This is a genomic window from Helcobacillus massiliensis (assembly GCF_033106145.1).
Taxonomy (GTDB): domain Bacteria; phylum Actinomycetota; class Actinomycetes; order Actinomycetales; family Dermabacteraceae; genus Helcobacillus; species Helcobacillus massiliensis.
Map to the genome: position 1 here is coordinate 1,790,504 of NZ_CP136959.1, position 15,018 is coordinate 1,805,521.

The 15,018-nt window shown below is 70.4% G+C and carries 14 protein-coding genes; 12 read left to right on the forward strand and 2 right to left on the reverse strand.

The window, feature by feature from the left end:
- Positions 1–15 precede the first annotated feature (15 nt).
- Positions 16–1,314 carry a molybdopterin molybdotransferase MoeA gene (locus R3I40_RS08330; protein WP_285261771.1) on the reverse strand — a complete coding sequence of 433 codons (1,299 nt, stop codon included), beginning with the start codon at positions 1,312–1,314 and terminating at the stop codon, positions 16–18.
- A gap of 68 nt (positions 1,315–1,382) precedes the next feature.
- Here R3I40_RS08330 and R3I40_RS08335 point away from each other — a divergent pair, with 68 nt between their 5' ends.
- The 12 genes from R3I40_RS08335 to msrA all read left to right on the forward strand — a co-directional run bounded on the left by R3I40_RS08335 (position 1,383) and on the right by msrA (position 14,009).
- Complete coding sequence (locus R3I40_RS08335; RefSeq protein WP_239373773.1) at positions 1,383–2,702, forward strand: ABC transporter substrate-binding protein; 1,320 nt, start codon at positions 1,383–1,385, stop codon at positions 2,700–2,702.
- 96 nt (positions 2,703–2,798) lie between these two features.
- Positions 2,799–4,118 (forward strand): ABC transporter substrate-binding protein, encoded by a 1,320-nt coding sequence (locus tag R3I40_RS08340; protein WP_239373775.1) that lies wholly within the window; start codon positions 2,799–2,801, stop codon positions 4,116–4,118.
- 120 nt (positions 4,119–4,238) lie between these two features.
- Entirely contained in the window at positions 4,239–5,183 is a 945-nt protein-coding gene (locus R3I40_RS08345) for a carbohydrate ABC transporter permease (protein WP_239373777.1), read from the forward strand.
- A complete protein-coding gene (locus R3I40_RS08350) occupies positions 5,180–6,112 on the forward strand; it encodes a carbohydrate ABC transporter permease (protein ID WP_183375898.1) in 933 nt (310 codons plus the stop codon). Before R3I40_RS08345 ends, R3I40_RS08350 begins: the two co-directional genes overlap by 4 nt.
- A 20-nt stretch (positions 6,113–6,132) precedes the next feature.
- Positions 6,133–7,362, forward strand: a complete 1,230-nt coding sequence (locus R3I40_RS08355; protein WP_285261770.1) for a class I SAM-dependent methyltransferase — start codon at positions 6,133–6,135, stop codon at positions 7,360–7,362.
- Positions 7,362–8,096 (forward strand): DUF4129 domain-containing protein, encoded by a 735-nt coding sequence (locus tag R3I40_RS08360; protein ID WP_239373783.1) that lies wholly within the window; start codon positions 7,362–7,364, stop codon positions 8,094–8,096. The genes R3I40_RS08355 and R3I40_RS08360 overlap by 1 nt, the downstream gene beginning before the upstream one ends.
- Positions 8,093–8,623, forward strand: a complete 531-nt coding sequence (locus R3I40_RS08365; protein ID WP_239373785.1) for a hypothetical protein — start codon at positions 8,093–8,095, stop codon at positions 8,621–8,623. Before R3I40_RS08360 ends, R3I40_RS08365 begins: the two co-directional genes overlap by 4 nt.
- On the forward strand, positions 8,620–9,750 hold the full coding sequence (locus tag R3I40_RS08370; protein WP_285261769.1) for an AAA family ATPase: 1,131 nt from the start codon (positions 8,620–8,622) through the stop codon (positions 9,748–9,750). Before R3I40_RS08365 ends, R3I40_RS08370 begins: the two co-directional genes overlap by 4 nt.
- On the forward strand, positions 9,747–10,997 hold the full coding sequence (locus R3I40_RS08375) for a DUF58 domain-containing protein (RefSeq protein WP_183377112.1): 1,251 nt from the start codon (positions 9,747–9,749) through the stop codon (positions 10,995–10,997). The genes R3I40_RS08370 and R3I40_RS08375 overlap by 4 nt, the downstream gene beginning before the upstream one ends.
- Positions 10,994–11,569, forward strand: a complete 576-nt coding sequence (locus R3I40_RS08380; RefSeq protein ID WP_259923276.1) for a hypothetical protein — start codon at positions 10,994–10,996, stop codon at positions 11,567–11,569. The genes R3I40_RS08375 and R3I40_RS08380 overlap by 4 nt, the downstream gene beginning before the upstream one ends.
- A 224-nt stretch (positions 11,570–11,793) precedes the next feature.
- A complete protein-coding gene (locus R3I40_RS08385) occupies positions 11,794–13,299 on the forward strand; it encodes an HNH endonuclease signature motif containing protein (protein WP_285261768.1) in 1,506 nt (501 codons plus the stop codon).
- 35 nt (positions 13,300–13,334) lie between these two features.
- Entirely contained in the window at positions 13,335–14,009 is a 675-nt protein-coding gene (gene msrA, locus R3I40_RS08390; protein ID WP_285261767.1) for a peptide-methionine (S)-S-oxide reductase MsrA, read from the forward strand.
- A gap of 7 nt (positions 14,010–14,016) precedes the next feature.
- On the opposite strand, the gene R3I40_RS08395 is transcribed toward msrA, so the two are convergent.
- Entirely contained in the window at positions 14,017–14,859 is an 843-nt protein-coding gene (locus R3I40_RS08395; protein WP_285261766.1) for an SDR family NAD(P)-dependent oxidoreductase, read from the reverse strand.
- Positions 14,860–15,018: the final 159 nt, after the last annotated feature.

Below are 15,018 nucleotides of genomic sequence, written 5' to 3' on the forward strand. Positions count from 1 at the left end.
TTCCCTCCGGATCCGTCATTTCCCGGTCAGCAGGGGAATCACGAGGACCTCGTCGGTGCCCTGCAGACCGGTCACCATCATCGCATCAGCGGTGGCGTACGGCAGCAGGCGCCGGCCGGGAACCTCCCGGACCACAACGGCGCCCTCGCGGTGCTCCATCACGGCGGGCTTCACCTCCGCGCCGCGGCGACGGGGCGTGCGCGGCCCGTGCCCGGTGTTCGCCTCCTCCGCTTGTTCGGCGGGGACCATGATGTCCGAGGGGACCGTTTCGAACAGGGGCCGGATGAACAGGTGGAACCCGACGATCGCGCCGACGGGTGTGCCCGGCAGGTGCACCATCGGCACCCCCTGGTACGTGCCGACGCCCTGCGGTCCGCCGGGGCGCATCGCCAGGTGCTCGAATCGGGACGCACCCGCCGCTGGGGAGTCCGTGCCGGCGGCGAACGCGGCCTTGACGACGTCGTACGCGCCGGAGCCGACGCCGCCGGTGGTGATGATGAGGTCGCTGTCCGCGGCGCGGCGGGCCACGGCGGCGATCAGGGCGGCCGGCTCATCGCTGATGTGCTCCACGCTCGAACGGACACCGAAGTGCCGCAGGGACGCCGCGAGCGCCGGCCCGTTCGACTCCAGGACCTCACCGCTGTCACCCGCGTCCGCGGAGTGCGCGGAGACCAGTTCGTCTCCGGTCATGATGATCGCGACGCGGCGCGGCTGCTCGACCGTGACCTCGCTGGTGCCGGCGGCGAGCGCGACCGCGATCAGGGTGGGGGTGAGGCGGCGCCCGGCCTCGGCGAGTTCGGCGCCGAGCGGGATCTCCTCTCCGATGTCGCGGATGTGGCGGCCCGGGGTGAAGGTGGCCGGTTCGGCGGCGGCGTCGGGGTGGATGGTGATGGAGGCGGGTGCGTCACCGGTCTGCTCAGCGTCGGTGTGCTCGACGGGGACGACGATGTCGAAGCCGTCGGGGACGCGGGCGCCGGTCATGATCCTCAGGGCCGACGGTTGCTCATCGAGCGTGGAGTGGTCCAGGTCGAGTCGGTCCCCGTCGGCGGTGAGAATGTCGCCAGTGACGCCGGCGGGGATGTCGCCGATGACGCGGTAGGTGCGGTGCGGGGCGTCGATGCTGCGGATCGCGAAGCCGTCCATCGCGCTCTGCGGGAACTGGGGCGCAGGCCGGGCGGCGAGCAGGGGTGCGGCGAGGACCAGCCCGCCGGCCTCGACGGTGGGGAGGGTTCGGGTGCGCGCATCGGGCAGCTGCGCGACCTGCTGGACGACGGCGCGCCACTGCACGGGGCCGAGGGACGAGTGGATGGGCATGGGGCCACTGTATCCGGGTGGGCTACAGTGATGCGCACCACATCCGGCTCCGATGAGAGGACGCTCCGATGAGCACCTGGACCTCCCCCAGTCGCCGCACCATGATGGCGAGCACCGCTGCCGCCCTCGCCGCCGGTGCCGTCGCCGCCTGCGGTTCCAAAGGCTCCGGCGATGGCTCCGATCCGGGCGAGCCCGCGAAGGCGGACTTCAGCGAGCGGGGCCCCATCACCCTCGCGAAGGGAAAGGACACCACCGGGCATCTGCGCAGCCAGGTGGAGGCGTGGAACAAGGAGCACCCGGACGAAGAGGTGACATTCCTGGAACTGTCCGAAAGCGCCGACGAGCAGCGTGTGCAGCTCGTCAACAACGCTCGCTCGAAGTCCGACGCGTACACGGTCCTCGGCATGGACGTGGTGTGGATGGCGGAGTTCGCCGCCAACAAGTGGGTGGTGGAGCTGCCGAAGGACCGCTTCCCCTTCGACGACATGGTCCCGTCCACCGTCACCACCGCCACCTACTTCGACCGCCTCTACGGCGTGCCGTGGGCATCGAACGCGGAGCTGCTGTTCTACCGCAAGGACCTGCTGGAGAAGGCAGGTGCTGACAGCGCCCCCACCTCGGTGGAGGAGATGTTCGAGATCGCCGAGGCCATCACCGGCAAGGAGGAGTCAGTCTTCGGGTTCGGCTCCCAGTTCGCGAAGTACGAGGGGCTGACAGTGCAGATCACCGGCCTGATCGCCTCCGCCGGCGGTGTGCTCTTCGACGACGAGGGAACACCCCACGCCGACTCCCCCGAAGCGATCCGCGCCATGACCGAGCTGCGGTCGGCGTTCGATTCCGGAGTCATCCCGAAGGAGGCGCTCACCTACAAGGAGGAGGAGTCCCGCCAGGCGTTTCAGGACGGCCGGCTGGTGTTCATGCAGAACTGGCCGTACATCTGGGAACTGGTGAACAAGACGGACGGATCCTCGAAGGTCACCGGAAAGGTGGGCCTCGTGCCGCTGCCGGGCATCGGCGGGAAGAAGGGCGCCTCCACTCTCGGCGGTCTCAACTGGTCGATCTCCGCGTTTGCCGGCAATCACGGCACAGCCGCGGACTTCATCTCCTACCTGGTGAAGGAGGAGTCGCAGAAGGAGTTCGCAATGGCGACCGCGCAGGCACCGACCCTCACCTCCCTGTACGAGGACAAGGATCTGATCAACAGGTACGCGTTCTGGACGGCACTGAAGGAGGGCATCGACGCAGGCGTCTCGCGTCCGCCGACCGTGCGCTACGCAGAGGTGACGCAGGCGATCCAGGAGTCGGCGTACCGCATCATCTCGGGCGAGGCCGAGGTGGAGCCGGAGATGAAGGCACTGCAGAAGGCGCTGGTGAAGCTCGCGCCCTGATCCAGCGGGCGAAAGGCTCCGGATGCAGCAGATCACACGTATTACAGTATGGTCACAGAGGCGCTGTTCGGCGCCTGGATTCAAGGAGGAACCCCAATGTCATCTGGCTTCACCCCTTCCCGCCGCGGTGTGCTCGCCGCTGGCACTGCCGGCGCAGCAGCTCTCGGTCTCGCTGCCTGCGGAGGCGACAAGTCCTCCTCCGGCGGCGCCGAGCCCGCCCAGGGCAATTTCGACGAGCGCGGCCCCATCACCTTCGCGACCGGCAAGGACACCTCCGGCAAGCTGAAGGAGTTCCTCGAGAAGTGGAACTCCCAGCACCCCGACGAGAAGGTCACCCTCTCGGAGCTGCCGGAGTCCGCCGATGAGCAGCGCGCCCAGTTCATCAACAACGCGCAGGCGAAGTCCGATGCCTTCACCGTGCTCGGCCTCGACGTGGTGTGGACCGCCGAGTTCGCCGCCCAGCAGTGGGTGGTGGAGCTGCCGGAGGACAAGTTCCCGCTGAAGGAGCTCATCCCCGCCACCGTGGAGACCGGCAGGTACTTCAAGAAGCTCTACGCCGTCCCGTTCACCACCAACGCCGAGCTCCTCTTCTACCGCAAGGACCTCCTGTCCGCCGCCGGCACCGAAGAGGCGCCGAAGTCCTTCGAGGAGATGTACCAGCTGATCGACGAGATCAGGAGGTCCCCCGACGGCAAGGACACCCTCGGCTTCGGCTCCCAGTACTCCAAGTACGAGGGCCTGACCGTGCAGCTGACCGGCCTGGCGAAGTCCGCCGGCGGCGCCCTGTTCGACGACCAGGGCAAGCCCACCGTCAACACCCCCGACGTGATCGCCGGTGTGCAGGCAGTCCGCGACGGCTTCGACTCCAAGCACATTCCGAAGGAGGCCCTCACCTACAAGGAGGAGGAGTCCCGCCAGGCGTTCCAGGACGGCAAACTCGCGTTCCTGCAGAACTGGCCGTACGTGTGGGAGCTCGCCCAGAACGAGGACGGCTCCTCCTCGGTGAACGGCAAGATCGACGTCGCCCCGATCCCCGGCGTCGGCGACAAGCCCGGATCCTCCACCCTCGGCGGACTCAACTACGCCATCTCCGCGTTCGGCAAGAACCAGGGCACGGCGGTGGACTTCATCGCCTTCATGGCCGCCGAAGAGCAGCAGAAGGAGTGGGCGATCGCGACCGCTCAGGCCCCGGCGTCGGCCGCGGTCTACGAGGACGAGGAAGTGCTGAAGAAGTTCCCGTTCTTCCCGACCCTGAAGGAAGCGATCGACGGCGGCACGCCGCGCCCGCAGGTCGTGAAGTACGGGGATGTCACCCAGGCGATCCAGGAGGCCGGCTACGCCGTGTTCTCCGGTGAGAAGGAAGCGAAGGCCGCGATGGACGAGCTGCAGAAGCAGCTCGAATCCCTCGAGTCCTGACCGTGACGGAGGGCGGGGACGCCGGCAGAGCGGCCGGCACCCCGCCCTCCTCGCCCCTCCCCCGATGAAAGAAGGCCCGATGTGGCTGTGAAGTCCCGTCTGTTCGGGGCGGAGAGCAGAATGGCGTACCTGCTCCTCCTGCCCACCCTGATCCTGCTCGCCGTTGTGGTGGGCTTCCCGCTGGTGCTGTCGATCTGGCAGTCGTTCTTCCGCGCCGACGACGGCGTGGACCCCGAGACCGGCCTGCTGCAGCAGGGCGACACCTTCGTGGGCCTGCAGAACTACGCCGACGCGTTCACCTCCTCCGGCGCCGGAGCCGGCTTCTGGAACGCGTTCTGGAACACCACCCTGTTCACCGTGGTGGGCGTCAGCATCGAGACGGTGCTCGGCGTAGCGATGGCCCTGATCATGGCCCGCGCCCTGCGCGCCACCGGCCTGATCCGCGCCTCCATTCTCATCCCCTGGGCCATCCCCACCGTGGTGTCCGCCCTCATGTGGCAGCTGATCTTCGATGCGAACGGCATCGCGAACCGCCTGCTGAACTACCAGATCCTGTGGACCACAGAGGGCTGGCAGGCGAAGGCCGCGGTCCTCATCGCGGACATCTGGAAGACCGCGCCCTACATCGGCCTGCTCACCCTCGCGGGCCTGCAGACCATCGACGAGCAGGTGTACGAGGCCGCGAAGGTGGACGGCGCCGGACGCTGGCGCACCTTCTGGTCGATCACCCTGCCGCTGATCCGTCCCGTCCTCGTGGTCGCGGTCCTGTTCCGCCTGCTGGACGCGATGCGCATGTTCGACCTGCCCTACGTGCTGCTCGGCAAGCTCCGCAGCGGCCAGACCCTGTCGATGCTCGCGCAGGACGCCGCCACGAAGACCGACTACGGCATGGCATCGGCGTATTCGATGGTGCTGTTCTGCTACATCTGCCTGGTGGCGTTCCTGTTCATCAGGCTGCTCGGCGCCGATGTCCTCGGCGAGTCGTCCACCCGCACGAAGAAGAAGCGCGCGAAGGGCTCGAAGCCGAAGCGCCTCGTCACCACCAGTGAAGGGAGCATGGCATGAGCACCGCCGCTTCGACCGCGTCCGCGCAGAACCCGTCGGCCTCCTCCGGCCGCCCCGCCGCCCCCGCCCGACCCGAGAAGCGCAAGGGCGAGCGCGGCGCGAAGATCATCGTGGGCCTCGGAATCGCGTTCATCCTCATCTACTGCCTCGCGCCGTTCTACTGGATGACCGTCTCGGCGCTGCGCCTGCCCACGCAGGGCCGCTCCACCGACCTCATCCCCAACCCCGTCTCCTTCGAGAACTTCCGCGCCGTGTTCGACCCGTCGAACAACTTCATTCGGGCGCTGCTGAACTCCCTGGTGGTCGCCGGCGGCACCACCATCCTCGTGCTGATCCTCGGCATCGCCGGTGCGTACGCACTGGCGCGGCTGGAGTTCTGGGGCAAGGTGCTGGTGATGTTCGCGATCGTCGCCACGTCGATGTTCCCCGTGATCACGCTCGTGGTGCCGCTGCTGAAGATGTTCTCCGGCGGTTTCGACTGGTTCCCGTTCAACTGGATCAACACGTACCAGGCGATGATCGTGCCCACGATGAGCTTCGCGCTGCCGCTGGCGGTGTGGAACCTCAACGCGTTCTTCCGCCAACTGCCGGTGGAGCTGGAACAGGCCGCGATGGTGGACGGCACCACCCGCATGGGAGCGTTCTTCCGCGTCATCCTGCCGCTGAGCGCCCCCGGCGTGTTCACCACCGCGATCATCACGTTCATCGCGGCGTGGAACGAGTTCCTCATCGCCCTGACGATGGTGAACTCCCCGGAGATGACCACCGCGAACGTGGCGATCTCGAAGTTCACCGGCTCCTCGCAGTTCGACACCCCGTACGGCACGAAGATGGCGGCGGGTCTGATCGTGACGGTGCCGCTGATCGTGATGGTGCTGGTGTTCCAGCGCCGCATCGTGGGCGGTCTGAGCGCCGGTTCGCTGAAGTGAGGCGCCGCTAGACTGCGGGTATGTCCGCTCTCGCCCCCGTCCTCACGCCCGAGGGGTTCGCCCTGCTGAACTCCCTGCCCGCCTACGACGAGTCCCGCGTCCTGCAGCTCGGCGAGGCGCTGCGGCGGGACGGACACAGCGCGGAGACGGTGGCCGCGGTGATGACGCAGTCGCGTCTGCGGGCGAAGGCGCACGAGAAGTTCGGCGAGTTCGCGGACCAGATGCTGTTCACCCCGGACGGCCTGGAGCAGGCCACCCGCCTGCCGATCGCGGCCCACCACGCGCAGAGGTTCCGCGACGCCGGCATCGAGAGCGTCGCGGACCTCGGCTGCGGCATCGGCGGGGACACCCTCGCGAAGGCCGGCCTCGGGCTCGAGGTGATCGGCGTGGAGAAGGACGAGGAGACCGCCGCGGTCGCTACCGCGAACCTGCGCCTGTTCCCCACCGCCCGCATCGAACTGGGCGACCTGACGGCGTTCGACCCCGCGCGGGTGCAGGGCCTCTGGTTCGACCCGGCGCGCCGGGCCGGCCGCGCCCGCCTCCACGATCCGGAGCAGGCGCTTCCGCCGCTGTCCACCATCCTCGACTTCGCTCGCCGCATCCCCGCGACCGCGGCGAAGCTGGCGCCCGCGATCGACCACGCCCACCTGCCGACGGGCTCCGAAACACAGTGGATCTCCTGGCGGGGCCAGGTGCTGGAGGCGGTGCTGCATCTGGGGCCGCTCGCCCGTGAGGGCGTGGCCCGCTCCGCGCTGCTGTTCACGGGGGCCGGAGGGTCCCAGGTGCACCGGCTCGATCCGGACTCCGTCAGCCCCTCCCCCGACAGCCCCCACGCCGCGGACGACCCCGACCTCTCCGCCGACGGGGTCCGCGACCACCTGTACGAGCCGGACGGCGCCGTGATCCGCGCGGGCCTGATCGGTACCCTCGCCCGCCGGCTCGATGCGGACCTGATCGACGAGTCCATCGCCTACCTGACGGCGGATGAGCGGGTGGATTCGCCGTTCGCGCAGGGGTACGCGGTCGAGGACGTCTTCGATTTTTCGATGAAAGCCCTGCAGGCCCACCTGCGCTCTCATAGGATCGGCACGGTGGAGTTCAAGAAGCGCGGAACGGCCGTGGAGCCGGAGGAGCTGCGCCGCCGTCTGAAGCCGGCGCGCTTCGGCGACGAGTCCGCGACCGTGATCCTCACGCGGGTCGCCGGGAAGCAGTCCGTCATCATCGCCCACCCTCATCGGGATGTGCCGTGATGGGCGGTCGCCGCATCCGCATCGCCCCGCTGCTGTGGGCGGCCGGCCTCGTCGCACTGATCGCGGCGTCCCTGCACGCCCGCATGTCGCCGATCGCGGTGCTGCCGGACGGCATGGTCGCGCAGCGCCCCGTCTTCGCCGACAACCCGCCGCCGCCCCCACCGCTGCAGGAGGGGGAGCCGGAGTGGTACCAGGATGAGATCGAACCGCTGCGATCCGTTCTCGACCAGGTGCTCACGGTGCTGCTGTGGGCTGTGATCGTCGCGGCGGCGCTCGCTCTGCTGTGGCTGGTCGTGGCCCTGGTGCGCCGGGCGGTCCGCAGCGCCCGCGCGGTCCGGCCGGACGCCGGCGCGATCGACACCACCAGCCTGATCAGCCAGGACGACGCGGCCGCCACCCTGTCCCGCGCCCGCTCCCGCCTGGTGGCGGAGGGCACAGCCGCTGAGGCGATCATCGCGGCGTGGCGGGAGCTGGAGCGCGCCGCGGAGGACCACGGGCACCGCCGTCTCGCCTCCGACACACCCTCCGACCACATGCGGCGGGCCCTGCGGCACCTGCCGCTGAACGCGTCGGACGTGGACGAATTCGCCGACCTGTTCCGCCAGGCGATGTTCTCCCCGCACCCCCTCGGGGAGGTGCACCGTGCCCGGGCGGTGCAGCTGCTCGACTCCCTGCTCGCGGACCTCGACTCCGCCCCCGCCGTCTCCCCCAGCAGCCGAGGCGGTGCCCGATGACCCGCACCGCCGCCCGCTGGCTCCTCATCGCCCTGACCATCGCCGTCCTCGCGGCGCTCGGCACCGCTGCGCTCGCTGCAGCGGCGAACCTGCGCATCAACATGCTGTTCCTGGTGGTGGCGGCGGTGGCGTGCGCGGTCCTCGCTCTCTGGCTGCGGCAGGGCATCCGCCGCGCCCACCTCACCCTGTTCCCCATCCGCCACCCGGAGGTGGACGAGCTGCGCCCCGACGGGTACGACCCGCGCGTGCGCCGCATCAACGAACTGTTCTCCGGCGGCCTCACCGGGTCGTCCTACAACACGCGGGCCCTGCACGACATGGCGTCCTCGCTCGTGGCCGGCGCCGAGGCGCAGGCGGAATCCGTCGGCCGCCGCCTGGAGATCCCACCCGCACTCGCCTCCGCCGCTTCCCGCGGCGCGCCCGACCTCGAGGCGCTCGTAGACGACGCGAACGCCCTCACCGACCAGCTGCTGGCCGCACCGCCGCGGCCAGCGGACCCGACCAGCCCCGCCAGGAGCCACCGATGACCCAGCACTCCCCCGTCCAGCCCCTGCCGGTCGCCGACGCGTCCCGCCTCGCGACCCGCATCCTCGATGAACTGGAGCGCGCCGTCGTCGGCAAGCGCCGCGCCCTCGAGCAGGTCCTCACCGGGATCCTCGCCGGCGGCCACGTCCTCATCGAGGACCTGCCCGGCCTGGGGAAGACTCTGACGGCACGGTCGTTCGCGCAGGCGCTGGGCCTGCCGTTCAGCCGGGCGCAGTTCACCCCGGACCTGCTGCCCTCGGACCTGACGGGCTCGGAGGTGTTCTCGCAGGCCACGGGCACGTTCGAGTTCCGGCAGGGCCCGATCTTCACCGGACTGCTGCTCGCGGACGAGATCAACCGCACCCCGCCGAAGACGCAGGCGGCGCTGCTGGAGGCGATGCAGGAGCACCAGGTGACGGTTGAGGGCACCACGCATCAGCTGCCGGAGCCGTTCCATGTGCTCGCCACCGCGAACCCGGTGGAGACGGAGGGCACGTACCCGCTTCCGGAGGCGCAGCTGGACCGGTTCCTGCTGCGGCTCGCGTTCGGCTACCCCAGTGTGGATGACGAGTGGGGGATCCTGGAGCGCCGTCTGGGCCGACGCCAGGAGGGGCAGAGCGTGGACCGGGTGCTCGCGGACGGCGAGCTGCTGGGCATGCAGGCCGCGGTGGAGACGGTGCACGTGTCGGAGGCGATCGGCCGATACGCGGTGGAGATCGTGCAGGCGACCCGGTCACATTCGTCAGTGGCGATGGGCGCCTCGCCGCGCGGGTCGCTCGCGTTCATCACGACGGCGCGGGCGTGGGCGCTGATCCGGGGCCGCGACTACGTGATCCCGGAGGACATCAAGAATCTGGCGCACCCGGTGCTGGGCCACCGCATCCTGATCCGTCCGGAGCTGTGGCTGCAGAACATCTCGACCGATTCGGTCGTCGATGATGTGCTCGCGTCAGTGCCCGCTCCGTCGGCCGACGGAGCCCTCCCGGCCGATGAGCCCGCGCAGCCCACCACCGACCTCCGCCCCGCCGACGGCGCCCGCTCTGTTGAGGGCGCAGACCCCGTCGGCCGCACTCCAGTGGGCCGCACCCCGGTTGGCCGCACCTCGGTGGAGCCCCGGGACCAGGCGTGAAGCTCACCGCCACCCCCGCCCACACGCGCGCGCTCGGCGGTGCTCTCCTGCTGTGCCTGCTGGCGGTTGCGTACGGCCGCCTCGACGCGCTGATCGTGGCGCTGCCGCTGATCGCGTACATCGCGCTCGCCGCCGCTCTGCGCCCCCGCACCGCTGACGCCGCCCACGAAACCCCGCCAGCAGTCGCCCACGTGTCCGCTCAGCGCGTCCTCGAGGACGACCCCGTGACGGTGGAAGTGTCCACGACTGCGCCCCACACGCTGCTGAGCGTCGGCATGCCGGCGCAGGCCGCGCTGCGCATGACTCCGCGCAACGGCCTCATCACCGGCGCCGGCGCCACCCGCCTGCAGCTGCTGCCACTGAGCTGGGGCCGGTACGACATGGGTCCGCTCGTGGTGCAGCACGCGGACATCCTCGGCGCGCGCCGCGTCGCCGAAGCGGTGTCCCCGCCGACGATCAGCGTCTCCCCTGGTGACGCCGCCGGTGCCGGGCAGCGCCGACTGAACCGCGTGCTCGGCATCTCCGGGCCCCACCTGTCGGCGACGAAGGGCGACGGCATCGATCTTGCGTCCGTCCGCGCGTTCCGCACCGGCGACCGCGTCAACCGCGTCAACTGGCGCGTGACCTCCCGCACCGGCGAGATCCACGTCAACGAGATGTTCACCGAGCGCGACACCGATGTCCTGCTCATCACCGACACCGACCGCGACGTCCACGCCCTCGCCTCCGCGTTCGCCGACCGCACCGGCTCCAGCCTCGACCTGACGGTCCGTGCGGTCGCCGCGCTCGCCTCCCGCTACATCGGGCTCGGCGACCGTGTCCGCGTCCACGACTTCGGCAGCCGCATCGCTTCGATCCCCGCCGGCACCGGGCCGGGGCATCTGCGCCGCATCGTGGACCAGCTCGCTCGCGCGGACCGGATGAGCGACCCGATCCGTCGGCTCACCCCGCTCGGCCATGTCCGCAGCGGCACCCTCACCTTCGTGATGTCGCCGCTGCTGACCGACGAGGTCGCCGCCGAGATCGGCCGGCTCCGAGCCGCCGGCGCGGACGTGCACGTGATCGACACGATGCCGGCGGCCATCACCGGCCTCGCCTCCCGGGCGGCCCGCGACGACGTCCCCGCCAGCCATCGCTCCTGGGCGACCGCGTGGGGCATGCGCGTGGCCGAACGCAAGGTCCTGATCGCACAGCTGATCTCGCAGGGCGTCCCGGTGGCGCCGTGGCAGGGAGGTGACGGCCGATGAAGGGCCGGTTGAGCCGCCTCACCGATTCCATTGTGGCGATGAGCCGCTCGCAGGCGCTGCTGCGCCTCGCCGGGTTCCTCGCCGGTGCGGGACTGCTGTTCTCCCTGATCGGTGTGGCCCCGGAGGAGGGCCAGTTCGGCACCGGAGTGGTCACCCTCGGCGTTGTCGGCACCGGGCTGGCGCTGCTGATCATCCAGACTCTCTTCCCCGATTCCGATATGGGGCTGGTGATCCTACTGATCGCGATCGGGGCGCTGGGGGCGAACCCGCCTGTCAGTCTGCTGCACGCGTGCGTGCTGGCGGTGCTGATCGCGGTGGCGCACCTGTCCTGGGCATGGGCGGGGCTGACCCCGGCGCACGGTGTGCTGGCGCGCTCGGCCCGCAGGCCGATGCTTCTCGCGGGCGCGGCGGTGGTGGGGATCTCGCTCGCGCTGGGTCTCGTGGTCGCAGTGGTCAGCGGCGCGCTGGGAACTCTTGCGCTGCCGGCTGCTCTGCTCGGCGACGGTCTGATCGCGCTCGCTGCGCTGGCTGTTCTCACCGCGGCGGTGCTGCTGATGCCGCTGGAGGACTGAACGGCACGGGTCACCGACGCCTCCCTGTTCGAACACATGCGATCGACCCCCTTGACTTCTCGAACGACTGTTCGATACAGTAGCAGATAGAACACATGGATGCCCCTCTCTCCCTCGGCATCCGCACCGATCGGCGTCACGGCCGGCGCACCCGTCCCTCATGGGGCCCCGACTCGTGTGACGCCCGAGCCGCGCACGTGCGCACGCCGTGGAGAGGGGGAGGAATGTCCGCCGAACGCATCGCTGATGAGCCCGAGAAGCCGAAGCGCCCGCGCCGCCAGCCCCGGGGCCCGCGCCGCACCACGCCGATGGAGCAGCAGCTCGCCCGCGAGCGCGTCCTCTCCCCCACTGCAGCGTCCGCCTCGACGACCCCGCTCACGGAGACCGACTTCGCGGCTCTGAGCGCTGTGCGGGAGCGGACCGTCGCACGCGCTCGCGAAGCAGCCGCGGACTACCGCCTCCTCGCCCGCCTGCACGTGGAGCAGGACGGCGGTGACGAGGCCCGCCTCGCCGCCGAACTCGCCGAGATCCGCGTGGGCATTGCCCTGAACTGCTCCATCATCCGCGCCGGTCGCGCCCTCGAGGGTGCGCACCGCGCCGCCACCTGCCTCCCGGGCGCGCTGGCCCGCCTGGAGCGCGGCGAGCTCACCGCCGCACAGTTCGACTACCTGCTGTTCTCCACCCGGGCTGTCTCCGCGGAGACCCTCGCCCTCGCCGACCCGCTCATCGCCGAGTGGGAGTTCGATGGCGAGCCCGAGAAGGTGGACAAGGCGATCCGCGAGCTCGCGGCCTACCTCCGCGAACTCGATGAGGACACCCCGCCGGCGCCGGTGCAGGACGTCCGGCTGCTGCCGCCGTCGCCGGACAAGCCCGGCACCATGACCGTGCAGGTGGACGGCTCAGTCCCCGAGATGGTGTCCATGATCAAGCGCCTCGACCGCGCTGCCGAGGATGTCCAGCGCGCACAGGCCGCCGCACTCGAGTCCGGTGACCGGATCCCGCTCGACATCGACGGCGAGGTCGCCGAATCCGGTATCCCGATGCCGCGCGCGATGATCCGGTCCCTGCTGATGTCCCGCGCCGAGTTCAGTCTCGACGGCGCCGAGGCCACGACCCCGCGCTTCCAGCTGTTCGTGCAGGTCCCGGCGCTGAGTCTGCTCGGCCAGTCCCACGTGGGCGGAATGATCGACGGGATCCACCCCATCCCCGTGGCGATGGCCCGCGATCTCGCAGGGCGTTCGGCGACCTGGATGCGGATCCTCACCGATCCCGCATCAGGCGCGATCCTGCCGTTGAAGGCGGATCGCTACAAGCCGTCCACCGAGATGCTGCGCCACCTGCGGATGCGGCACGTCCTCTGCGCCGCCCCGGGATGCACCCGGAGGACTGCGCAGCGCTCCGAAGCCGACCACATCGAGGAGTTCGACCACCACTCCCCGGCCGACGGGGGCCGCACCGACCTGGAGAACCTTCACCTGCTGTGCCGCCGGCACCACCAGGTGAAGACGGCGAAGCTGATCGACCCGAAGCGGACGCGTCCGCCGCGGCCCGGACGCTCACCCGGTGCAACAGAATGGACCATCGGCACCGACCGGACCGCCGTCACCGCCACGGATGACGTCGACCTGCTCAGCGCCCACGACGCCCGCGTCTGGCTGGCCGCGTGGCGGCGCAGCCACCCCGATGACGCTGACGACCCCGGCTGTTCGCCCTCAGCGGTGGACCCTTGACGCACCCACGGGGCATGGTCGGTAGGTTGGGGCGCATGTGGCAGATCATGGATCTCATCAACGCGCACAAGAAGGTCATGGTGTCCGCCGAGGATGCCCTGCCCGGTCGCGACTCCTACCCGTACGAGCTCGCGCGCGAGCACGTCGTGCTGTCCACCGACATGCTCGGCGCCGACGCCCCGGGCGATGCCGAGGAGATCATCCTCGCCGGCGGATGCTTCTGGGGAATCGAACGCGTCGCCTGGCAGATCGACGGCGTGCACTCCACCGCCGCCGGGTACGCCGGCGGGCACACCCCGCACCCCACCTACGAGGAGGTGTGCAGCGCCCGCACCGGTCACACCGAAGCGGTGATCGTCCGCTACACCGGCGGCGACGCCACGCTGAAGCGCATCCTCGAACAGTTCTGGCAGCAGCACGATCCCACCACTGAGAATCGGCAGGGCAACGACGTCGGCACCGAATACCGGTCCGCGATCTACTGGACGAACCCCGCCCAGGAGCAGACCGTGCGCGCCTCCCTCACCATCTACCAGCAGGCGCTCACCGCTGCGGGCGCGGGGAGGATCACCACGGAGCTGTCAGCGCTCACGGACACCGGCGCCGGCGAGTTCTTCTACGCTGAACCGGTCCACCAGCAGTACCTGGCGAAGAACCCGCTCGGCTACTGCAACCACGGGTTCAACGGGGTCGCCTGCGCGCTCGCCTGAGCGCGCCTCAGCGCACCCGCTTGTGCCCCGTGACGCGGAACAGCCACTCGAACGGCGCCGGCACCGCTGCCGCGACGGGCGCGAACAGTGACCAGCGCCATGGCGCGAACGAGTCGCGGCCGGGCCGGGTGCGGACGGCGCGCAGCGTCGTCTCCGCCACCTCCTCCGGCGTCATGGTGCCGACCAGCCCCTCCACCTTCGGCACCCGGTCCACGGAGTCGGGGTTGGCGTCGAAGTAGTCGGAGTGGACGCGCGTGGGCGTCAGCGACCCCACCCGCACACCCGTGCCGTGCAGGTCCTGCCGCAGCGCCGCGGTGAAGCCGCGGATCGCCCCGCGGGCGGCGGCGTAGCCGACGGCGCCCGGCCACGCCGTGATGGCGACCGGTGAGTTGATCTGGAACACCACGCCGCGGCCGCGCGCGATCATCGGTTCGATGAGTCCGCGGGTCATGTGGAACGCCGCGAAGTACGGCAGGTCCATCTGGGCGTGCGCCTCCTCCGCGCTGGTCTCCTCAATGGAGAGGAAGCGGCCGGCGCCGGCGTTGTTGATGAGGACATCGGGGGTGCCGTGGTCGTGGAGGATGGCGCGGCACACGTCGGCGGTGGCGCCGGCGTCGGCGAGGTCCACCGCGTAGGAGTCGACGTCGCCGGAGCGGCCGGTGTCGCGGCCGATCTCGGCGACGAGGGTGTCGAGGCGGTCGGCGCGGCGGGCCAGGAGGACCACGCGAGCGCCCTCGGCGGCGAAGCGTCGGGCGATCGCCTCCCCGATGCCGGCGGAGGCACCGGTGACGACGACGAGGGGGCGGTACGGCAGAGTGCGCGAGGAATGGCGCGGGGCAGTGGTGGTCATGCCTCCAGCGTAGGGGCCGACGGGTGCCGAACCGTGGGATGGGTGGTCCACATCATGAACGAGGTGGAGATCACACCAGGGTCTCCCTAGCGTAGACGCGCACGCCGCCGGGAGAGTCCCGCCGCGGCGGGCCGCGGAAGGACCAGCTATGTCAGCCGT